This is a genomic window from Streptomyces sp. NPDC058195 (assembly GCF_042883525.1).
Lineage (GTDB): Bacteria > Actinomycetota > Actinomycetes > Streptomycetales > Streptomycetaceae > Streptomyces.
Genome location: NZ_JBHVVM010000023.1, coordinates 65,614 through 86,350 on the forward strand (window position 1 = coordinate 65,614; position 20,737 = coordinate 86,350).

A 20,737-nucleotide genomic window follows, 5' to 3' on the forward strand; every position below is an offset into this window, starting at 1 on the left:
GTCGCCCGTGACCGCCCCCGGTCCCGCTAATCGCCCGTCAGTACTTCGGCCTGCTCCTGGCTCGCCACCGCTCCGGCCCAGATCCGCACATCGGCGATCCGGCCGGGCAGGTAGTACTTCCACGTACCGCCTTCGAAGCCCTTGCCCAGGGCGAACTCGCCCGAGCCGGCCTTCGCCGTGAACGTCTTCGGCTCACCGTTGAGCACGTAGCCCACCCGGAGCGAAACCGTCGCGTCCTGCGCGTCGAAGATGCCCGTCAGACGCACCGGCGAGTCGATAGCCGCCTCCTCGTCCGACACCACCGAGGTGGACGTGCCGTCCGCGTTCAGCCGCCCGAAGCGCCAGAACCCCACGGGCACCTGCCGCTCCTCCAGCGTCTCCTCGTCCAGCACGGTCTTGTGGCCCGTGACCTCGAACCACAGTCCCCACGCCGAACCGTCGGCGGTCCGCTGGCCGAGGACCTGCCCGACGTAGCCGACCGGTTTCGCGGCCAGCTTCGCCTCGTCCAGCGCCACCAGGGTGGTCACCGTGAACGAACCCGTGGCATCGACCGGCGGTGCGGCCACCGTGGCGGCGCCGTCCGTGCCGTTCAGGACGAGTTCCTCGCCCTCCAGCGAGGCGCCGCCGCTCAGGGTCAGGTTCCCGCCGTATCCGGAGCTGTCGGGAACGGTGGTCGCGCTGCCCTTCTCCGGCGACCACTCCGCGACCAGTTCGGTGCCCGCGAAGCCGTCCGAGATCCGCAGCCGCGCCTCGTCCGCGATCTCCTCGGCGGTCAGGACCCGCTGCCAGACTCCTACTTCGTCGATGCTGCCCGGGAAGTAGTACTGGTAGATATCAGCCCACTTGTACCGGCCGATCTGGAGGGCGCCGGACGACTGCCAGGACCCCGCAACCGTCCTGGTGCCCTGGGGAACACCATTGACGTACAAAGCCAGTTCCTGCGTCGCGGGATCGTAGGTCCCCGCCAGGTGCGTCCACGCCCCGACGACCGGCGGGCTGCTCGCCTTGATCCCGTAATAGGCCGTTCCCGTGGCCTCGTCCTTCTCCTTCACCCCGAAGAACCACCCAGAAGTGGGCGAGTAATCGAGGATGAACGGTGAATAGTGGGCGCCGTCCTGCGAGAGAACGATCCCCACGCCCGAGGTACGGTCCAGCCGCGCCCAGGCCGTGACGGTGTACGCGGACCGGGTCTCCAGCACGGAACCGCTGGTCGCCGCGTACCCGGAGGTCCCGTCCAGCGCGAGGCCCCGGTCCGTGACCGGGGTCTCCAGCGGGACACCCGAGGCGTCATGCGTGATCAGCCCGCGGCGCCCGCGGTCATCGCGCACCGCGCCCGCGGCCAGCACCGCGTCATCACTGCCGTCAGCCGTGGCAGCATCCTTCGCGACCCCGTCCGCCTCATCGAAACGCCACCTGCCCACCGGCCCCTCACCCGCCGCGACAAGGAAGTCCACCAGATTCTGCGCGCCCCAGCGCCCGACCGAGTCCTTCGCCCGCACATACAGCCGGAACGTTCCCGACTTCGACGGCGTGACCGTCTCCCTGACCGACGCGCCCGCACGCTCCGCCGACCATCCGGCATCCTGCGTCAGCCGGTACTGATACGCCGTATTCGTGTCACCCGCCGCCGCGGAGAACGTGAACGTGTCCTTCACCCCGGGACCGCCCGCGGGCACACACGCGTTCGTGGTGCACTCCGTGTACGTCGTACCGAACACGATCTTCGGCGCCTTCGGAGCCGTCGGATCAACCTTGAAGTAACACCAGCCGGTCGTCGACGCGTTCGACGGCCCCGGCAACTGGCTCTTCCCCCCGTTGTAATACGAACGCGTCCACGACCGGTACCGGTACAGAACACCCTCGGCAAGAGACGGCGCCGACGCCGAAACCTTCATGTTGTCACCGACATACCCCGTACTCGGGCGCTCCATCTCGGTGAACGCGTCCGACCACGTTCCGTCAGCCGCCTTCTTGTCCACATCCATCGCGACCCGCAGCTGCGCCTCGTCCTCACCGCCCGAGGCCGTCTGCGGTGTCGACGTCAGCGTCGGCGTGGGATCCGACACCACCGCCGGATCCGACTCCTTCGTCTCACAGACCGTGCCCGAACCCGTCACCAGCCCGATCCCCGACGGCTTCGCCGGCAGCCCGACATAGTCCACCGCGAGCACCGCGTCGTTCCTGAACCGCTTCCACGCCGCGGTATCACCCTCGTCATGCGCCTTGAGCATCAGCGTCAGCCGCGAGAACTTCCCCGCCGCGAAATCACGCACCGTCGGCGTCAGGTTCTCATTCGTCTCATCCGCGTTGTCCCTGAACTCGACCGGCGCGTCCGGCGAATCCGGATCACACAACGACCCCCGCCCCGCCGACACGTTCCGGTCCACCATCAGATCCAGATCCTTCGGACGCGAAGCCCACGTCGTCGAGGAGGAAATATTGTTCGTACGGACCAGATCCACCCACCGCGGATCACACTGGAACGCCCACGGCTCCGTCACCCGGAACGTCACGCCCAGCACCTGCTTGCCCTTCAGGTTCGCCGGAGAGAACTCGTAATACAGCCGCTGCACATACCCCGGCCCGCAGTAATACCCGCCCCACGTACCGCACTTGCCGACCCCACGGCCCTTGCCGTCATCATCGTTGCCCCACCCGTAGGACTCATACCCGTCCGAACGCAGCAGCGTCCGCTCCGACTCCCCCCACGTCACCGTCGGATCGATGAACAGCGGAAACGCCGCCTTGTCCGTACCCGCCAGCATCCCGGCATCCGGAACAACAGCCAGAGCGTCCTTCGCGAGCTCCACATCGATACGCGAGACGTTGTCCCCCTGCCCCGGCTCCAGACCAGAACCCGACGACGACACCTCCCCACCCTCACCCGCCACACCCGGGCCCTCACCCGCCACACCCGGGCCCTCCGCACCGGACCGCGCACCATCCCCCTTGCGCGACGCGGACGGACCAGCGGCCACCGCACCCGCCGAATCCCACATCCGCGCCGGCGGCGCACGGAACACCGTCTGCCCGTTACCGTCCACCGCCACCAGATTCCCCGCAGCACCCCTGCGGACCTCAAGCCCCCTCGCCTCCAGCCCGAACGACAGCTTCCTCAGCTCCGGCGCCGCAGCCGCCTCCGGCGACTTCACCACCAGCACCTGCTGAAAACTCTCCACCGTCGCCGTCACCATCAGATCCACACCCGGCAGCACCTCCCCATACACCGCACTCGAACCCTCGATCCGGGGAACCGGAAGCTCCCCCGGCCAGTCCAGCTCCAGCGACCGCCCCCGGTCCGAGATCTCCACCAGCGGATCACCACCCCCACCCGAGAACGACATCCCCACCGCCGCCGCCCTCGGCCCCACCGAACCATCCGCACGACGCACCAACGCCGCATCCGGCTCCTGCCACCCACCACCCGGCTTCGCCACCCGCACCGGAACCACCGACTGCTCCAACGTGAACGTGAACCCATCCGGATTCGCGAACACCGTCGACCGCTCCGAACGCTCACCCACCACCTCGACCCGACTGCCCGAAGCCTGCGCCTCCGCCAGAGCCCGCGCCCCCTCATTCAGCTCAGAGGAACCCGGCACCGCAGCAGCCGCACGCCCTGCCGGCACCGGCAGAACAAGCAGCGACAGCGCGGCAACCACCGCCAGTCCACCCACACGCCATCTTCGGACGTTTCGAAAACCTGCATCAAAGTCCACGAGCCCCCACCCCAGCGTCACACAACCGACACAAGCGAAGCTGGAGTCAACGGCAGGTCGGCTCTCGGCGTCAATGGAGAAAGTTCCCGGGCGAACCATCAACTTGGGCCCGGTCCTTGGTAATTGGCACGCATGCCCAAAATGACCTTGCTTCAGCGAGCCCACCCGCCACTCACCGTACGTAGGCACTCACCCGGCGCAATCCGGGCGCCATCGCGCGACAAGGCGCCCCAATGCAGCCAAGTAGCCACGACAACCGGAATGGAACCAATCGGTTTGCATCCGGTCCGTCACCTCTCCTCACCACGGGAGACGGTGACACACGTCACACCTTCACCTCGGGGCATCGCACGCCGACCACCCCTGCCAAAGTGCCGCATCCGCCGCGAAAGGCGCCTGTCCTGCCGTGCGGCTCTGATCCGCCCGGCCCGCATCACACCGCGGACGCACCGCTGGTGACGTACCGCGCGGTCCGGTTCCGCGGACAGCCGCGGCCACCGCGTCCGGACCGCCGCGTCACAGCTCCACGCGTGCGGCGATCGGCAGATGGTCACTTTCGGTCCGCTCCAGCGTCCAGGACGACACCGGCTCGATGTCCCTCACCAGGATCTGGTCGATCCGCGCCATCGGGAACGACGCGGGCCAGCTGAAGCCGAAGCCGTCGCCCGCGGCGCCCTGGGTGGAGCGCAGCTGGGAGGAGACCCCGTTGAGCGCGCGGTCGTTCATCGTGCCGTTGAGGTCACCGAGCACGATCACCCGGTCGAGCCGTTCGTCGGCGATGGCCTCGCCCAGGGCGTCGACGCTGTCGTCGCGCTGGTTGGCGGTGAACCCGGCGTGCAGCTTGACGCGTACGGACGGCAGGTGGGCCACGTAGACGGCGATCTCACCCTTCGGGGTGGTCACCGTGGTGCGCATCGCCCGGGTCCAGCCCATCTTGATGTCGACCGGCCGGGTGGAGCGCAGGGGGTACTTGCTCCAGAGGCCGACGGTGCCCTGGACCGAGTGGTACTGGTAGCGGTCGGCGAGGGCCGCCTCGTACCTGGCGACCTTGCCGCTGGGCAGCTCCGCCAGGGCGATGATGTCGGCGCCGGAGGCCGCGACCTTGCGGGCGGTGCCCGCGGGGTCGGAGTTGTCGGCGTTGACGTTGTGGGTGGCGACGGTGAGGTCGCCGCCGCTGCCGGACTTGTCGGTGAGCAGCCCGCCGAAGGCGTTGAACCAGACCACGACCGGCAGCAGCAGGGCGATCAGGGCGGTCGCCGAGCGGCGCACCAGGCCCAGGACCAGCAGCAGCGGGACGAAGAGCCCGAACCACGGCAGGAAGGTCTCGGAGAGGCTGCCCAGGTTGCCGATGGCGTTCGGGATCCTGGCGTGGAAGGCCAGCACCAGGGTGAGGAGGACCGAACAGCAGGCGAGGATGATGCCGCGCCGCCAGATGCCGGGGTCGCTGCGCAGCCTTGCGCGCAGGTCCCGGAGCCGGGAGCCCGGCCCGGCAGATTCCGGTTCCGGTTCCGTGCGGTCGTTCCCGGTGTCCGCTCCGTACGCCTGCACCATCGCTGTCCTCACTGCTGCTTTGCCGTGCGTGTCGCCGCGCCCTCGACCCTAGGCGATGGGAGGCGCGTTTCCCGCCGTCGACGACGGCCGTACTGCCACCAGGACGAATGGAGGGGTCCGGCGGGTTCCGATGGGTCCGGGTTCCGGTGGGGCTTGTGACAGAACCCGCACAATCAGGCCATTTGACCTCCGTCCGGACGTGTCAGCGGTGGCCGGCCCGGGGCGCGAGTCCTTCCACCAGGGTCCGGACGATGCGGTCGGCGAGGTCCTCGGGAAGCGGCGCGTCGGGGCGGTGGAAGGTCCGTACGAGCATGGGGCCGAGGAACAGGTCGTCCATGAGCTCGATATCCAGGTCCGCGCGGAGTTCGCCCGCGTCGACCGCGCGCCGGACGGCGGCCAGCATGGCGGCCCGGCGGGGGCCGATGACATTGCGGTGGTACTCGGCCCACAGTCTGGGGTGGCTCTTCATCTGCGCGAAGACGTTGTGCAGCAGGGCCGAGGAGCGCTGGGCCTGGCCGCGCCTGCGGATCGAGTCCAGCAGCAGGCGCAGGTCGGCGAGGCCGTCCGTGCCCGAGACCACGGGTTCCGGTGGCTCGATGTCACGCAGGACGTCGACGAAGAGCTCCTCCTTGCCGCTCCACCGCCGGTAGATCGTCGCCTTGCCGACCCCGGCGGTCCGGGCTATCCGCTCGATGGACAGGCCGCCCAGCGGCTCGCCCGCCTCCAGCAGCCCGGCGACGGCGTCCAGGATGGCCCGCTCGGCGGCCGCGCTGCGGGGGCGTCCGCGCCGCGGTTCCGGTCGCGCTTCCGGTTGTGCCGTCGCCACCGCCCGGGACGGACGGTCCCGGTCCTGCTTCTCTACGCGTACCCGCACGTCGTTCCGCCTTTCACCGCACCGCCCGGCCGCCGGGCCGATTCTCGCCGACGGGGGCGGCGGCCCCGTCCGCCGCCCCCGGTCCGGGCGCGGCGGCAGGCTTCCCCGGCAGGAAGAGGGCGACCACCAGCGCGCCCAGCAGGGCCACGGCGGCCGATCCGGTGGCGGTGACGTGCATGGCCTTCAGGAACGCGTCATGGGCCGAGGCGATCAGCGGCGCGCCCGCCGGGCCCATCCGGTCCGCGATGCCGAGGGTCGCCTCGATCGACTCCCCCGCCGCCTCCCGGGCACCGGCCGGGACCTCCCCGAGGTGCCCCTCGATGCCGCCCCGGTAGACGGTGGAGAGCACCGAGCCGAGCACGGCGACCCCGAGCGCTCCGCCGACCTGCCGGAAGGTGTTGTTGACGGCCGAACCGGAACCGGCCTTCTCGCGGGGCAGCGCCTGCATCACCGAGACGGTGACCGGGGTCATCACATGGGCCATGCCCGTGCCCTGGACGAAGAAGAGCAGGCAGATCACCCAGACCGGTGTGGTGTCGTCGAACAGCGCGAACGACGCCAGCCCGGCCGCGACCAGCAGCATGCCCGCGGTGCAGGTGGCGCGGGCTCCGAAGCGGTCGACGAGCAGCCGCGCCCGGGGAGCGAAGATCATCTGGGTGGCGGCCAGCGGCAGCAGCATCAGTCCGGACTGCAGCGCGCTCCAGCCGCGCACGCTCTGCATGTAGAAGGCGGAGAAGAAGGTCACGCCCATCAGCGCGAAGAAGACGAGCGCTATCGCGGCGACGGCCGCGGCGAACGACGGCTCCTTGAAGTACCCGATGTCGATGGCGGGGTGGCTGCTGCGCTTCTCGTGCCAGACGAACCCGGCGAGCACGAGCAGGCCGCCGATGCTCGACGCCAGAACCACCGGGTCGGTGAAGTCGGCGAGCTGGCCGCCGCGGATGATGCCGTACACCAGCAGCACCAGGCCGACGATGGACAGCACTACGCCGAGCGGGTCGATCCGGCCGGGGCTCGGGTCCTTGGACTCCGGCACCAGCAGCATCATCGCGATCAGCGCCACGATCACCACGGGCACGTTGACCAGGAAGATCGAACCCCACCAGAAGTGTTCGAGCAGCACCCCGCCGGTGATCGGGCCGATCGCGATGGCCACCCCGACGCTGCCCGCCCATATGCCGATGGCCCGGGGCTGCTCCTCACGCTCGAAGACGTTCATCAGGACGGCGAGGGTGGCGGGCATCACGAACGCGGCGCCGAACCCCATCAGGGCGCGCCAGGTGATCAGCTGGGCGGGCGAGCCGGACAGGGCGGCCAGCGCGGAGCCGGTGCCGAACAGCAGGATGCCGAAGAGCAGCACCTTCTTGCGGCCGATGCGGTCACCGAGCAGGCCCGCGGTGAACAGGAGCCCCGCGAAGACCAGCGTGTAGGCGTTGATCGCCCACTCCAGCTGGCTCTGGGTGGCGCCGAGGCCCGTGGGGGCGGGGCTGGCGATGGTCTTGACCGCGACGTTCAGGATCGAGTTGTCCAGCACGACGATGAGCAGGCTGAACATCAGGACGACGAGGATCACCCAGCGGCGGCGGTGGATCGCCTCGGGGATCCCGGGCGCGGCGGCGCGGGCACCTGACGGTATCGACATGACAGGAGCCTAGCCGATTTCGATACGAGACCGTCTCGTATTGGAAAGTCCTGACCCGGTGGCCCGGAACGCCGCTCCGGCGCCTTCGCAGGCCCGCCCGTGCGGACCCACTTCCCCAGGACCGCAGGGGGATGCCACCATGGAACCGGTCCGGGGACGCCGTCAGGGCGCCTCGAGATGACGAAGGAGCCGTTGGCCATGTCGCTTCAGGCTGCGCAGAACCAGTCCGTACCCACTCCCGCGGGAGCCCCCGCCGACAGCAGCAAGGCGCTGTACGGCGGCAAGAGCACCCGCCGCCTCTCCGTCCACGACATCACCGCCGCCACCGCGCGCGGCGAGAAGTGGCCGATGCTCACCGCCTACGACGCGATGACCGCGTCCGTCTTCGACGAGGCCGGGATCCCGGTCATGCTCGTCGGCGACTCCATGGGCAACTGCCATCTCGGTTACGAGACCACCGTGCCGGTCACGATGGACGAGATCGCGATCCTCTCGGCCGCGGTGGTCCGGGGCACCCGGCGTGCCCTGATCGTCGCGGACCTGCCCTTCGGCTCGTACCAGGAGGGCCCCGTCCAGGCCCTGCGCAACGCCACCCGGCTGATCAAGGAGTCCGGCGTCGGCGCGGTCAAGCTGGAGGGCGGTGAACGCAGCCACGAGCAGATCCGGCTGCTGGTGGAGGCGGGCATCCCGGTGATGGCCCACATCGGCCTGACCCCGCAGTCCGTCAACGCGATGGGCTACCGGGTGCAGGGCCGCGGCGAGGAGGCCGCCCAGCAGATGCTGCGGGACGCGAAGGCGGTGCAGGACGCGGGCGCGTTCGCCGTCGTGCTGGAGCTCGTACCGGCCGAGCTGGCCGCCGAGGTCACCCGCACCCTGCACATCCCGACCGTGGGCATCGGCGCGGGCGCGGACACGGACGCTCAGGTACTGGTCTACACCGACATGGTCGGGCTGACCGGCGGCAAGGTGCCGCGCTTCACCAAGCAGTACGCGAACCTGCGCAAGGTGCTGGGCGACGCGGCGAAGGAGTTCGCCGAGGAGGTCGTGGGCGGCGCGTTCCCGGCCGCGGAGCACACCTTCCACTAGGAGGGCGTCCGTCCCACGTGTGCGCGTGCCGCAGCCGCGTGCCGGACGGCCCCAGGGCCCCGCCGGGCCCGTAAGGACCACTGCCAGCACCACCGGCAGCCCGCCGACATCCCCCATCGGCGGGCTGTCGGCCCGCTGTCGGTGAGCTGTCGGTGGCGGCTGGTCTGATGGTCGGCATGACGCGAATCGACAAGAATCCCAGGAGCGGCGCGAACGCCGTGGAGGTCCGGGGTCTGGTCAAGCACTACGGCTCGACCAAAGCTCTGGACGGTGTGGACCTCGACGTCCGGGAAGGCACCGTGCTCGGTGTCCTCGGTCCCAACGGAGCGGGCAAGACCACGCTCGTGCGCTGCCTGTCCACGCTGATCGTTCCCGACGCCGGGCATGCCGTCGTGGCGGGCTACGACGTGGTGAAGCAGCCCCGGCAGCTGCGCCGGACCATCGGTCTGACCGGGCAGTACGCCTCGGTCGACGAGAAGCTCTCCGGCTGGGAGAACCTCTACATGATCGGGCGGCTGCTCGATCTGTCCCGCAAGAACGCGCGGACCCGCGCCGATGAGCTGCTGGAACGCTTCTCGCTCACCGACGCGGCGAAGAAGGCCGCCATGGACTACTCCGGCGGCATGCGGCGTCGGCTCGACCTGGCCGCCTCGATGATCGGCAACCCGGCCGTCCTCTATCTGGACGAGCCGACGACCGGACTGGACCCCCGGACCCGCAACGAGGTCTGGGACGAGGTGCAGCGGATGGTCGCGGAGGGGGCGACCGTGCTGCTGACCACGCAGTACATGGAGGAGGCCGAGCAGCTCGCCAACGAGCTGACGGTCATCGACCAGGGCCGGATCATCGCCCGCGGCGGGGTCGACGAGCTGAAGGCGAAGGTCGGCGGACGCACCCTCCAGATCCGTCCCTCGGACCCGGCGCAGCTGCCCGCGATGGCGCAGGCGATCCGGGAGGCGTCGCTCGACGGGGTCGCGGGCGCGCAGGCCGTCCCGGACGAGGGGCTGCTGTACGTACCGATCCTCAGCGACGAACAGCTGACCGCCGTCATCGGGCTGCTCGGCACCCGGGGCTTCAAGCTGGCGCACGTCGCCACCGCGCTGCCCAGCCTGGACGAGGTGTTCCTGGCCATCACCGGCGAGAAGTCGTCTTCCGCCGCCGACACGATCCCCGAGGAGGTCGCGGCATGAGCACGACGACTCTGACCCCGACGCCCGCGTCCACCGGTTCCGCCCGGCCGAAGGAGGCCCGGGACGAGGGCCGGATCGGGCTGCGGAACAACCTGCGCCACATCGGAGCGCTGGTGCGGCGCAATCTGCTCCAGATCAAGAAGGATCCGGAGTCGATGTTCGACGCGCTCCTGATGCCCGTCATCTTCACGCTGCTGTTCGTGTACGTCTTCGGCGGCTCGGTCGGCAGCAGCATGGGCGGCGGCCGTCAGGAGTATCTGAACTACCTGATCCCCGGCCTGATGGCGATGATGGGCATGAACATCGCCATGGCGGTCGGCACCGGGGTCAACGACGACTTCCGCAAGGGCGTCATGGACCGGTTCCGGACGATGCCGATAGCCCGCTCCTCGGTGCTCATCGCGAAGATCGTGGTCGAGCTGGGCCGGATGATGGTCGCCACGCTGATCCTGCTGGCCATGGGCTTCGCCCTCGGAATGGAGCTCCAGCAGTCGGTGCTCGGGCTGATCGGGGCGATCGCGCTGTCGGCCGCCTTCGGCGCCGCCATCATGTGGATCTTCATCCTGCTCGGGCTGACCCTGAAGACGTCCCAGGCCGTTCAGGGCATGGGGATGCTGGTGCTGATGCCGCTGCAGTTCGGTTCCTCGATCTTCGCCCCGACGCAGACGATGCCGGGCTGGCTGCGGGGGTTCACCGAGTACAACCCGCTCTCCAATCTGGCCGACGCGGCGCGCGGGCTGATGATGGGCGGCCCGGTCGCCCACTCGGTCCTGGTGACGCTCGGCTGGACCGTGGTGCTCACCGCGGTGATCGCGCCGCTGGCGGTCTCCAAGTTCCGCAAGAAGTCCTGACGTCCGGGCGTGCCCGCGGGGCCCGGCCCGCGGTTCAGTGCCGGTACGGCTCCGCCAGGGCGGTGGCCTCCTCCAGGGAGAGGCCGCCGCCCTCGGCGTACGCGCGCGCGTAGGCGTCCGGGCCGAGCACGGCGAGGGCCAGCGCCTCCGCCCGCTCCCGGTCCTGCCGCTCCATCGACGTCGGCACGTGGCCCCGGGGCAGCAGTTCCTCACCGGCGCCCAGCAGCCGGGCCGCCGTCACCGCACGGCCCTCGCCGCCGAGACCGGCCAGCGCGCGGGCCAGGGTCACCAGGTGGATGGCGGCCATCTGGGGGGCCATCACCTGCGACAGGTGGTCACCCGACCGTTCCAGCGCGGTCAGGGCGCAGGGCAGGGCGGCCGCGTACCGGCCGTCCTGGTTGTCCAGCCAGGCCGACACCCCGATCACGATCCCTTCGATGAGGGCCATGGTCTCGGTGTGGATCTCCCGTTTCAGCGTGGCCAGTTGCTCGCGCGCGTCGTCGGTGCGCCCGCTGCGGCCCAGCCACATGGCCAGGTGGAGCCGGGCGAAGGACATCGTCTCGTGCCCCTCCTCCAGCACCTCGCGCAGGATCGCCTCGCCCTCGGCGCCGCGGCCCATCTCGGTGACCACGGCGGCGTACCGGGTGCGCAGCACGGCCACCTGGGTCTGGGCGCCCAGTCGTTCGGCGTAGTCGACGGCGGCCGTGTAGTCCTCGGCGGCGCTGGCGTAGGCGCCGTTGCGCTCGTTGGCCTCGCCGCGCGCCGAGAGCGCCTCGGCCGCGCCCCAGTCGTCGCCGACGCGGCTGAAGATCGCCAGGCTCTCGTCGGCGTCGCCCCGGGCCTCGCCGGACCATTCGGGCCGGTTGGCCAGGACGTTGGCCCGCATCTGGAGGGCCGCGGCGAGCTCCCACTCGTACGCGTACGCCCGGCAGGCGTCGACCCAGGCGTCCAGCAGTTCACGCAGCTTGCCCGTCTCACCGACGAGCATGACCGCGAAGAACCAGAGCGAGGCCGGGCCGCGGCAGGTCTGCGGCTGGCCGGGGTGGTAGGTGTCCGCGATGACCCTCAGCCGGGCCATGCCCTTCTCGTCGGTCCACCGCTCCATGGCGTGGTCCATGCTGATCAGCCGGAGCATGGCGATCTGGCGCCGGGCCTCCTGGAGGAGTTCGGGCCGCATCGGCGGCGGGGCGTCGATGCAGCGTTCGGTGAGGGAGGGGGCGCGTTCGGCGGGTCCGGCGAAGGGATCGGGGCCCAGCGCGGCGACCGCGTCGGCCCACTGGAGGGCCTCGGTGCGCAGATCGCGCATCTGCCAGTACCAGCAGAGCGAGAGCACCATGCTGAGCGCCTCCTGCTCGTCGCCGGTGGCGACGGCGTGGCGCAGCGCGGTGCGGATGTTCTCGTACTCGCGCTGGAGGAGCGCGATCGCGCCGCGCTGTCCGGGGCCGCGCAGTTCGGGGTCGGTGTTACGGGCCAGCTCCCGGAAGAACACCTGGTGGCGCCGGACCACGGGGGCCCGCTCGGCGGCCTCGTCGAGCCGTTCGGCGGCGTATTCGCCGACGGTCTCCAGCAGCCGGTAGCGCATCTCGCCGTCCTCGGCGGGGGCGGCGACGACCAGTGACTTGTCGACGAGCGAGCCGAGCAGTGCGGCGATCTCGGGCTCCTGGGCCGGGTCGTCCGCGCAGACCGCCTCGGCGGCGGTCAGGGTGCAGCCGCCCGCGAAGACCGAGAGGCGGCGCAGCACGGCGCGTTCGGGCCCGTCGAGGAGGTCCCAGGACCAGTCGACGACGGCGCGCAGCGTCTGCTGGCGGGGCAGTACGGTACGGGCGCCGCTGGTGAGGAGGCGGAAGCGGTCGTCGAGCCGGTCGGCGATCTGGCGCGGGGTGAGCATCCTCAGCCGAGCGGCGGCGAGTTCGATGGCGAGCGGCATGCCGTCGAGGCGGCGGCAGATCTCCGTCGCGGCGGCCGCGGTCTCCGCGTCTCCGTCGGTGCGGAAGCCGGGCCGGGCCGCGGCGCCGCGATCGGCGAACAGGCGCAGCGCCATCGGGTCCGGCAGCGACTCGACGGGGCGGACGAACTCACCGGGTACGCCGAGGGGTTCACGGCTGGTGGCGAGCACGGTGAGGTGCGGGCAGCGGGCCAGCAGGTGGTCGGCGAGGGCGGCGGCGGCCCCGATCAGATGCTCGCAGTTGTCCAGGAGCAGCAGCATGCGGCGTCGGGCGCAGTGCTCGGTGAGGCGGGCCAGGGCGTCGCCCGCGCTGCCCTCGGCGGCCCGCAGCTCCCCGGCACCGGCGCCCCGCAGCACGGTCTCGCGGGCACCGAGCGCGCTCAGTACGGCCTCCGGGACGGCCTCGGGGTCGTCGACGGGGGCGAGTTCGGCCAGCCAGACGCCGTCGGGCCAGGCGGACGCGACGGATTCGGCGGCCTCCTGGGAGAGCCGGGTCTTGCCCGCGCCGCCGGGGCCCAGGAGCGTGACCAGCCGGGTGTGCGCCAGGTCCTCGCGCAGGGCCTCGATCTCCTCCTCGCGCCCGACGAAGCTGGTGAGCCGGGCCCGGAGGTTGCCCTGCGGCACGACGGGAACGTGAGCGGGGACCGGGGCGGGGGCCGGGGCCCGTACGGGCGCGGGGTCCTGGTGGAGCAGTTCGGCGTGCAGGGCGCGCAGTTCGGGGCCGGGGTCGGTGCCGAGGCGGTCGGCGAGCCCGGTGCGTACGTCGTCGTAGGCGGCCAGGGCCTGGGCGGTGCGGCCCGCGTCACGCAGAGCCCGCAGCCGCAGCGCCTGGAGGGGCTCGTCGATCGGGTGCTCGGCGCACAGGGCGACCAGTTCGGGCAGGGCGTCGTCGGCGCGGCCGAGCGCGAGGAGGGCGCGCAGCCGGGTGCGCCGGGCGTCCATGCGACGGGCCTCCCAGCGGGCCGCGGCACCGGTACGGTCGGGCAGATCGGCCAGGACCGGGCCGTTCCACAGGGCGAGGGCCTGGTCGAGCAGAGTCCGGGCCCCCGCGGCGTCGCCCTGCTCCAGGGCTCGGGCGCCCTCCCCGGCGAGCCGTTCGAAGCGGTGCAGGTCGACCGCGTCCGGCTCGGCGGCCAGCCGGTAGCCGCTGTCCGCGGAGGCGACCGCTTCGTGGCCGACGGCGCGCCGGAGGCGGCCGACAAGTGCCTGGAGCGCCCCCACCGCGTCGGCGGGCGGCTCACCGTCCCACACCTCGTCGACGAGGACGGCGGCGGGCACGGTGCGGCCGGGGCGGAGCGCGAGGACGGTGAGCAGGGCACGCAGCCGGGCCCCGCCGAGAGTGACGGCCGTGCCGTCGTCGTGGAGTGCCCGGGTCGTTCCGAGAATGCAGTAGCGCACCGGACTATTCTCCGTGACCGGAACCGGTACGGGCACACCCGCCCGACCGATCCCCCGTACGTGAGGGTCCGGGCGATTTCGGCAGGCGCGGCGTGCACGCCGCGCACCCGTCCTGTGTGTTCGTCATACCCCCACCTTTTCCGGAAGCACCGCCCGGCCGCGAGACGTTTATGGCGTGTCGGCGGTACGGTCGCCGTCCGGTCCCCGCCCGGCGTGCCCGTCCGCCCCTCCCCCAGGAGTCGCCGATGCCCACCGCAGCAGCCCGCAGCGGCCGGCGGATCAGCCCGGTCTTCCTCGGGATCGCCGCCGTGACGGCGGTGTCCGGCTGGGCGGTGTGGGCCGGTGCCGGGCGTCCGTACGGGCTCGCGGTCTTCGTCTTCGTCACGGCGGCGTGGGTGGTCTCGCTCTGTCTGCACGAGTACGCGCACGCCCGGACCGCGCTGCACAGCGGGGACGTCTCGGTCGCCGCCAAGGGCTACCTCAGCCTCAATCCGCTCGCCTACACGCACGCCCTGCTCAGCGTCGTGCTGCCGGTGCTCTTCGTGATCATGGGCGGCATCGGTCTGCCCGGCGGCGCCGTCTTCATCGAACGGGGGCGCATCCACGGGCGGTGGAAGCACAGCCTGGTCTCGGTGGCGGGACCGCTGGCCAATGTGCTGTTCGCGCTGGTGTGCACGGCGCCGTTCTGGCTGGACGCGCTGAGCGGCGTGCCCGCGGAGTTCCGGTACGCGCTGGCCTTCCTGGCCCTGCTCCAGGTCACCGCGGCGATCCTGAACCTGCTGCCGGTTCCCGGTCTGGACGGCTACGGGGTGATCGAGCCCTGGCTGCCGTACGGGGTGCGGCGCGCGGTGGCGCCGTACGCGCAGTTCGGGCTGATCGCGGTGTTCGGCGTGCTGTGGATTCCGGAGATCAACCACGTGTTCTTCGACGCGGTCCGCGCTCTGCTGGAGTCGCTCGGCGTGCGCGCCGCGGACACGGAGTGCGGCCGCGCCGCCTACCGCTTCTGGGAGGACGCGAACGCGGCGTACCCGGCCTGTTCGTCCCGCCCGTGACCGGCGGCGTGGCCCTCCGCCCGGTGGCGGGCGCGCGCTCCGCCCCGGCGGTACGCGTGTGTCACCCGGCGGTGCGGGCGCGCTCCTTGCGCAGGTAGAACCACGCCATGTTGGACGAGAGCCCGGCCAGCAGCACCCAGACGATCCCGAGCATGCTGCCCTGGACGAACGAGATCACGGCCGCGACGACCGCCAGGACGCAGACGGCGATGGCGTAGAGAGCGAGTCGGGGCATGGGAGCGGCTCCTGTCGGGGGTGGTGCTCGGTCCCGTCCAGTGTCCCCCATGCCCCTTTCCGATCACCGGAGGGTTCGCCGGAAGGCGTCCCGGCGCGGCCCCGGGCGGCGGGGCCGGGGCGGGTCCGGCTCAGACGTCGGTGGTGCGCAGACCGGCGTGCGCCTTGTAGCGGCGGTTGACCGAGATGAGGTTGGCGACCAGTGACTCGACCTGGTGCGCGTTGCGCAGCCGTCCGGCGAAGACGCCCCGCATGCCGGGAATCCGGCCGGCCAGGGCCTGGACGGTGTCGGTGTCGGCGCGGGCCTCGCCCAGGACCATCACATCGGTGTCGATCTCCTCGATCGACTCGTCCTGGAGCAGCACCGCGGAGAGGTGGTGGAAGGCGGCGGTGACCCGGGACTCCGGCAGCAGGGCGGCGGCCTGCTCGGCGGCGCTGCCCTCCTCGGGCTTCAGCGCGTAGGCGCCCTTCTTGTCGAAACCGAGCGGGTTGACACAGTCGACGACGAGCTTGCCCGCCAGCTCCTCGCGCAGCGATTCCAGGGTTTTGGCGTGACCGTCCCACGGCACGGCGACGATCACGATGTCGCTGCGGCGGGCACACTCCGCGTTGTCCGCGCCCTCGACTCCGTGGCCGATCTCCTCGGCGGCACCGCGCGCGCGGTCGGCGGCCCGGGAACCGATGATCACGCGCTGCCCGGCACGGGCGAGCCGGTAGGCGAGACCACTGCCCTGGGGGCCGGTGCCGCCGAGCACTCCGACGGTCAGCCCGGAGACGTCGGGGAGGTCCCAGGGGTCCTTGGCGGGCGGCTTGGGCGCTTGGTCGTTGCTCTTCGCAGTCATGGCTCCGACATTACTGCCCGCCACCTGAGCGGACCCACCGTCACCCCGGTGCCCCGTTCGGCTGGTGCCGGGCCGTTCTCCGGTGCGGGGCGGGGCGCTGGGGCATGATGCCTGGCCATGGATGCCGTACGCGTCGCCCTGCTCCGTGAAGTGCTCGCCGGGACCGAGTGGCCCACCGCGACCCGCCGGTTCGCCGGGGTCCTGAGGTCCTGTGTCGTGCCGCACGGCGGCGGTCTGCTGCTGGTGGGGACGGAGGAGTTCGAACCGTGGCATCTGGCGGCCCATCTGGCCGACGAGTCCGCCTGGTCCGGGCTGCCGGAGCTGGTCCCCACCCTGGTGCGTCACCGGGTGGAACCGGGCGGACCGGCGCATCTGGCCGTCGGGCTGGGCCGGATCGAGACGGCCGGGCGGGGCGAGACGCTGCTCTTGGTGGCCCCCGAGCGGCCCGGCGCCGGGCTGCTGGAGCGGGTGCACGACGCGCGGCGTGCCGGGGCCACGGTGCTCTCGCTGAACGACGGCGACCCGGAGGTCCTCGGGCTCGCCCACGAGGCGCTGACGGTGACCGGTGCCGACGACGTCGACCTGGACACCGTGCAGCATCTGGTGAGCGCGGCGGCCGGGGAGAACAGCGCCCCCGCGCCGCGCGGGCGCCGCGGCGGCTTCCGGGACCGGCTGTCCCGGCTCGCCGACCAGCTGACGGCGCCGCCGCCCGCCCGCTGGTGAGGGCCGGGGCCGTCGCGGGAAAACCCGTTGCGGCGGCAGCGGCGGACTCGGAGCATGGCCCTCCGTGACTTCCGCTCCGTCCCCGGCCTCCCGCCTGGCCGCGTTGCTGCCCGACCTCTCGCCCCTGCGTTCCTCCGCCGACTTCCGGCTGCTGTGGGTGCAGGGCCTGGTGACGTACTTCGGCAGCTTCATGGCGATGATCGCGCTGCCGCTCCAGATCAAGGAGCTGACGGGTTCCCCGCTGGCCGTCGGCGCGATGGGCGCGGTCGAGCTGGTGCCGCTGGTGGTCTTCGGCCTGTACGGCGGGGCGCTCGCGGACGCGGTGGACCGCCGCAAGGTGATCCTGGGCACGGAGGCGGGGCTGGGACTGCTCGCCCTGATCCTCCTGGTCAACGCGGCGCTGCCCACCCCGCTGCTCTGGCCGCTCTACGTGGTCGCGGCCGGGGTCTCCGCGCTCGCCGGGCTCCAGCGGCCCGCGCTGGACTCCCTGATGGCCCGGATCGTGCCGCACGAACAGCTGACCGCGGCCGCCGCGCTGAACTCGCTGCGCTGGCAGTTCGGCGCGATCACCGGCCCGGCGGTGGCGGGGCTGGTGGTCGCCTACGCCGGTCACGCCACGGCGTACACGGTCACGGTGGCCACCTTCGCCGCCTCCGTGGTGCTGTGCCTGCGCCTGACACCCGCCCCGCCCGCCCAGGACAGCGCGAGGCCGTCGCTGCGCGGCATCGTGGAGGGCGCGCGGTACGCCTGGAGCCGGCCGGTGCTGCTGGGGACGTACGCGGTCGACATGGCGGCGATGTTCTTCGCCTTCCCCAACGCGATCTTCCCGTTCCTCGCGGACGAGCTGAACGCCGACTGGTCGCTGGGCCTGATGTACGCCGCGGACTCGATCGGGTCACTGGTGCTGGGCCTGACCAGCGGCTGGACCTCACGGGTGCGGCGGCACGGGCTGTTCGTGGTGTTCGGGGCCGCCGTCTGGGGGCTGGCGATCGCCGGGGCCGGATGGTTCGGCAACGTCTGGCTGGTGCTGGTCTGCCTGGCGGTGGCGGGCGCGGGCGACATGCTCAGCGGCCTCGGCCGGTCCACGATCTGGAACCAGACCATCCCGGAGGAGCTGCGGGGACGGCTGGCGGGCATCGAGGTGCTCTCGTACAGCGTCGGCCCGCAGCTGGGTCAGGTGCGGGCCGGTGCGATGGCGGGCTGGACGGGGACCAGGGCGGCGGTCTGGAGCGGCGGCGTGGCCTGTGTGGCCTCGGTCGCGCTGCTCTCCGCCCTGCTCCCCAGGCTGCTCACCTACGACTCCGAGACCGACGAGGACGCGCTGCGCAGGCGCCGGGCCAAGGGGGCCGGGGCGACCGGGACCGCCGGGGCGGCCCCGGAGGCCGGTCTTTCCGAGGCGTGAGCGGCGCGGGCCCCGCCGCTCACGCCTCCCGGCCGGGCGGGGTGTCCCCGTCCCGGTCGTGCCACTTGGGGTCGTTCTCCCACTCCAGGTTGCGTTCCCTGGCGGTGTCCATGGCGTGCTGGGCCTCCTCGCGGGAGGTGTACGGTCCGAAACGGTCCTTGGCCGGGCACTCGGGGCCCTCCTCGACCTTGTGGTGCTCCAGGCAGTAGTACCACTCGCCCGGCTTTCCGGCCGTGCGCTTCTTGAACAGGGCCATCAGCGGCTCCTTCCCTCGGGGCCATGCTGCCCCAAGCGCGCTGGTTAGACTCGCTGACATGTCTGGCCAGTCGCTGCTCGCACCCGGGGAGATCACTCCCATCCGCACCGTGCCCGGAAAGATCCGGCGCCCCGAATACGTGGGCAAGCCGGCCCCCACCCCGTACACCGGCCCCGAGGTCCAGGACGCCGACACCGTCGAGCGCATGCGGATCGCCGGACGGATCGCCGCGCAGGCGATGGCGGAGGCCGCGAAGCACATCGCCCCGGGCGTCACCACGGACGAACTCGACCGGGTCGCCCATGAGTTCATGTGCGACCACGGCGCGTACCCCTCGACCCTCGGCTACCGGGGCTTCCCCAAGTCGCTGTGCACCTCACTCAACGAGGTGATCTGCCACGGCATCCCGGACTCCACGGTGCTGCGCGACGGCGACATCGTGAACCTCGACGTGACGGCGTACATCAACGGCGTGCACGGCGACAACAACGCCACCTACCTCTGCGGCGAGGTGGACGAGGAGTCCCGGCTGCTCGTGGAGCGCACCGAGGAGTCACTGAACCGGGCGATCAAGGCGGTCCGGCCGGGCCGCCAGATCAACGTCATCGGGCGGGTCATCGAGTCGTACGCCAAGCGCTTCGGCTACGGCGTGGTGCGGGACTTCACCGGGCACGGGATCAATTCCTCGTTCCACTCCGGCCTGATCATCCCGCACTACGACAGCCCGCAGGCGACCACCGTGATGAAGCCCGGGATGACGTTCACCATCGAACCGATGCTCACGCTGGGCAGCCACGACTACGACATGTGGGACGACGGCTGGACCGTGGTGACCAAGGACCGCAAGCGCACGGCACAGTTCGAGCACACCCTGGTGGTGACCGAGACGGGTGCCGAGATCCTGACGCTCCCGTAATCCCGCACCCCACCGGCTTTCCCGCAGCAGCGGCCGTCCTCCGGGCGGCCGCTTTCGCGTGTGCGCGGTGCGTTCTTGCCGACGGACTGTCGGTAATTTTACCGACAGTCCGTCGGCAAGCTGTTGACTTAGGTAAGCCTAAGTAGCAGGATCGGGGGTGTCGACAGCCTCCGTCACGACGGGCGGGAGCTGGCGCTTTATCCGTCTTTTCCCGGACGTACTTCTCCTGGAAGTACGTCCCCCTCTGCCCCGGAGGCCCGCCTTGGACGCAACCGCCGACGCCACTCCCTTCTCGACGCTCATCCGCACCGCGTCGCACCAGCAGCACACCGAGGCGGAGTCCTCGGCGTTCATGGGCGACCTGCTGGGCGGGCGGCTCGGAGTCGACGCGTACACCCGCTACACCGAGCAGCTGTGGTTCGTGTACCGGGCGCTGGAGGAGGGGGCGCGGGACCTGGCGGACGACCCGGTCGCCGGACCCTTCATCCGCCCCGAGCTGATGCGCACCGCCGAGCTGGAGCGCGATCTGGCCCACTTGCGAGGGGCGGACTGGCGCGAGGGACTGGAGCCGCTGCCCGCCACGGCCGCGTACGCCGCCCGGGTCTCGGAGTGTGCGCGCACCTGGCCCGCCGGATACGTCGCGCACCACTACACCCGCTACCTCGGCGACCTCTCCGGTGGCCAGATCATCCGTGACCGGGCGGAGCGGGCCTGGGGCTTCGCCCGCAAGGGCGACGGGGTGCGGTTCTACGTCTTCGAGGACATATCCAACCCCGCCTCCTTCAAGCGGGACTACCGCGAGCTGCTGAACGCGGTGGAGGCGGACGACCTGGAGAAGCAGCGGATCGTCGAGGAGTGCAGGCGCGCGTTCGCGCTGAACACCGCGGTGTTCCGGGCACTGGGCCAGGAGTTCCCGCTCAGCGCGTAGGACCGTGCGTCCGGACGGGGCGGGGTGGGGCGGGGGGGGGCCGATGATAAGGGTGCGCCCCCCAGTCACACATAGGGGGGCTTGGAGGGGGGGGGGCGGCACCCCCCCCCCCCCCACCCCCCCCCCAA

General features: G+C 71.5%; 16 protein-coding genes. 8 read left to right on the top strand and 8 right to left on the bottom strand.

Translation table 11 applies throughout. The features are described from left to right. Nucleotides 1-26: 26 nt before the first annotated feature. The 4 genes from ACFVWY_RS25740 to ACFVWY_RS25755 all read right to left on the bottom strand — a co-directional run bounded on the left by ACFVWY_RS25740 (nucleotide 27) and on the right by ACFVWY_RS25755 (nucleotide 7,786). The gene (locus ACFVWY_RS25740; RefSeq protein WP_389876722.1) at nucleotides 27-3,668 is read right to left on the bottom strand and encodes a LamG-like jellyroll fold domain-containing protein; all 3,642 of its coding nucleotides are present in this window, start codon (nucleotides 3,666-3,668) and stop codon (nucleotides 27-29) included. 567 nt (nucleotides 3,669-4,235) lie between these two features. Continuing rightward, nucleotides 4,236-5,270 (bottom strand): endonuclease/exonuclease/phosphatase family protein, encoded by a 1,035-nt coding sequence (locus tag ACFVWY_RS25745; protein ID WP_389876642.1) that lies wholly within the window; start codon nucleotides 5,268-5,270, stop codon nucleotides 4,236-4,238. 202 nt (nucleotides 5,271-5,472) lie between these two features. Next, complete coding sequence (locus ACFVWY_RS25750; RefSeq protein WP_389876724.1) at nucleotides 5,473-6,096, bottom strand: TetR/AcrR family transcriptional regulator; 624 nt, start codon at nucleotides 6,094-6,096, stop codon at nucleotides 5,473-5,475. A gap of 61 nt (nucleotides 6,097-6,157) precedes the next feature. Beyond that, nucleotides 6,158-7,786, bottom strand: coding sequence for an MFS transporter (locus ACFVWY_RS25755; protein ID WP_389876644.1), 1,629 nt, complete (start codon nucleotides 7,784-7,786; stop codon nucleotides 6,158-6,160). Between the two features lie 198 nt (nucleotides 7,787-7,984). On the opposite strand from ACFVWY_RS25755, the gene panB reads away from it, so the two are divergent. The 3 genes from panB to ACFVWY_RS25770 all read left to right on the top strand — a co-directional run bounded on the left by panB (nucleotide 7,985) and on the right by ACFVWY_RS25770 (nucleotide 10,913). After that, nucleotides 7,985-8,872 carry a 3-methyl-2-oxobutanoate hydroxymethyltransferase gene (gene panB / locus ACFVWY_RS25760; protein WP_389876645.1) on the top strand — a complete coding sequence of 296 codons (888 nt, stop codon included), beginning with the start codon at nucleotides 7,985-7,987 and terminating at the stop codon, nucleotides 8,870-8,872. Between the two features lie 167 nt (nucleotides 8,873-9,039). Next, nucleotides 9,040-10,062: an ATP-binding cassette domain-containing protein gene (locus ACFVWY_RS25765; RefSeq protein WP_389876725.1), complete on the top strand. Its 1,023-nt coding sequence runs from the start codon at nucleotides 9,040-9,042 to the stop codon at nucleotides 10,060-10,062. Continuing rightward, a complete protein-coding gene (locus ACFVWY_RS25770) occupies nucleotides 10,059-10,913 on the top strand; it encodes an ABC transporter permease (protein WP_389876646.1) in 855 nt (284 codons plus the stop codon). Before ACFVWY_RS25765 ends, ACFVWY_RS25770 begins: the two co-directional genes overlap by 4 nt. A gap of 34 nt (nucleotides 10,914-10,947) precedes the next feature. Here the strand turns inward: ACFVWY_RS25770 and ACFVWY_RS25775 are convergent, their stop codons facing one another. Beyond that, entirely contained in the window at nucleotides 10,948-14,256 is a 3,309-nt protein-coding gene (locus tag ACFVWY_RS25775) for a BTAD domain-containing putative transcriptional regulator (protein WP_389876648.1), read from the bottom strand. A gap of 245 nt (nucleotides 14,257-14,501) precedes the next feature. On the opposite strand from ACFVWY_RS25775, the gene ACFVWY_RS25780 reads away from it, so the two are divergent. After that, nucleotides 14,502-15,308 carry a site-2 protease family protein gene (locus tag ACFVWY_RS25780; RefSeq protein ID WP_389876649.1) on the top strand — a complete coding sequence of 269 codons (807 nt, stop codon included), beginning with the start codon at nucleotides 14,502-14,504 and terminating at the stop codon, nucleotides 15,306-15,308. A gap of 61 nt (nucleotides 15,309-15,369) precedes the next feature. Here ACFVWY_RS25780 and ACFVWY_RS25785 read toward each other — a convergent pair whose 3' ends face one another. Both ACFVWY_RS25785 and npdG read right to left on the bottom strand, forming a co-directional pair. Then, nucleotides 15,370-15,543, bottom strand: a complete 174-nt coding sequence (locus ACFVWY_RS25785; protein WP_389876651.1) for a hypothetical protein — start codon at nucleotides 15,541-15,543, stop codon at nucleotides 15,370-15,372. A gap of 130 nt (nucleotides 15,544-15,673) precedes the next feature. After that, entirely contained in the window at nucleotides 15,674-16,384 is a 711-nt protein-coding gene (gene npdG, locus ACFVWY_RS25790) for an NADPH-dependent F420 reductase (RefSeq protein ID WP_389876653.1), read from the bottom strand. A gap of 117 nt (nucleotides 16,385-16,501) precedes the next feature. On the opposite strand from npdG, the gene ACFVWY_RS25795 reads away from it, so the two are divergent. Continuing rightward, nucleotides 16,502-17,107: a hypothetical protein gene (locus ACFVWY_RS25795; protein WP_389876654.1), complete on the top strand. Its 606-nt coding sequence runs from the start codon at nucleotides 16,502-16,504 to the stop codon at nucleotides 17,105-17,107. 64 nt (nucleotides 17,108-17,171) lie between these two features. After that, nucleotides 17,172-18,509 carry an MFS transporter gene (locus ACFVWY_RS25800; protein WP_389876655.1) on the top strand — a complete coding sequence of 446 codons (1,338 nt, stop codon included), beginning with the start codon at nucleotides 17,172-17,174 and terminating at the stop codon, nucleotides 18,507-18,509. Nucleotides 18,510-18,528: 19 nt separating this feature from the next. Here ACFVWY_RS25800 and ACFVWY_RS25805 read toward each other — a convergent pair whose 3' ends face one another. Then, on the bottom strand, nucleotides 18,529-18,765 hold the full coding sequence (locus tag ACFVWY_RS25805) for a hypothetical protein (RefSeq protein ID WP_389876657.1): 237 nt from the start codon (nucleotides 18,763-18,765) through the stop codon (nucleotides 18,529-18,531). Nucleotides 18,766-18,823: 58 nt separating this feature from the next. On the opposite strand from ACFVWY_RS25805, the gene map reads away from it, so the two are divergent. After that, entirely contained in the window at nucleotides 18,824-19,681 is an 858-nt protein-coding gene (map, locus tag ACFVWY_RS25810) for a type I methionyl aminopeptidase (RefSeq protein WP_389876658.1), read from the top strand. Nucleotides 19,682-19,943: 262 nt separating this feature from the next. Then, nucleotides 19,944-20,609 carry a heme oxygenase (biliverdin-producing) gene (locus tag ACFVWY_RS25815; RefSeq protein ID WP_389876660.1) on the top strand — a complete coding sequence of 222 codons (666 nt, stop codon included), beginning with the start codon at nucleotides 19,944-19,946 and terminating at the stop codon, nucleotides 20,607-20,609. Nucleotides 20,610-20,737 lie beyond the last annotated feature (128 nt).

What these genes read in the sequence shown, in the direction of transcription:
- ACFVWY_RS25745 (WP_389876642.1), bottom strand. Translation starts at nt 5,270, where the DNA reads ATGGTGCAGGCGTACGGAGCGGACACCGGGAACGACCGCACGGAACCG.
- npdG (WP_389876653.1), bottom strand. Translation starts at nt 16,384, where the DNA reads ATGACTGCGAAGAGCAACGACCAAGCGCCCAAGCCGCCCGCCAAGGAC.
- ACFVWY_RS25770 (WP_389876646.1), top strand. Translation starts at nt 10,059, where the DNA reads ATGAGCACGACGACTCTGACCCCGACGCCCGCGTCCACCGGTTCCGCC.
- map (WP_389876658.1), top strand. Translation starts at nt 18,824, where the DNA reads ATGTCTGGCCAGTCGCTGCTCGCACCCGGGGAGATCACTCCCATCCGC.
- ACFVWY_RS25805 (WP_389876657.1), bottom strand. Translation starts at nt 18,765, where the DNA reads ATGGCCCTGTTCAAGAAGCGCACGGCCGGAAAGCCGGGCGAGTGGTAC.
- ACFVWY_RS25780 (WP_389876649.1), top strand. Translation starts at nt 14,502, where the DNA reads ATGCCCACCGCAGCAGCCCGCAGCGGCCGGCGGATCAGCCCGGTCTTC.
- ACFVWY_RS25755 (WP_389876644.1), bottom strand. Translation starts at nt 7,786, where the DNA reads ATGTCGATACCGTCAGGTGCCCGCGCCGCCGCGCCCGGGATCCCCGAG.
- panB (WP_389876645.1), top strand. Translation starts at nt 7,985, where the DNA reads ATGTCGCTTCAGGCTGCGCAGAACCAGTCCGTACCCACTCCCGCGGGA.
- ACFVWY_RS25765 (WP_389876725.1), top strand. Translation starts at nt 9,040, where the DNA reads ATGGTCGGCATGACGCGAATCGACAAGAATCCCAGGAGCGGCGCGAAC.
- ACFVWY_RS25795 (WP_389876654.1), top strand. Translation starts at nt 16,502, where the DNA reads ATGGATGCCGTACGCGTCGCCCTGCTCCGTGAAGTGCTCGCCGGGACC.
- ACFVWY_RS25785 (WP_389876651.1), bottom strand. Translation starts at nt 15,543, where the DNA reads ATGCCCCGACTCGCTCTCTACGCCATCGCCGTCTGCGTCCTGGCGGTC.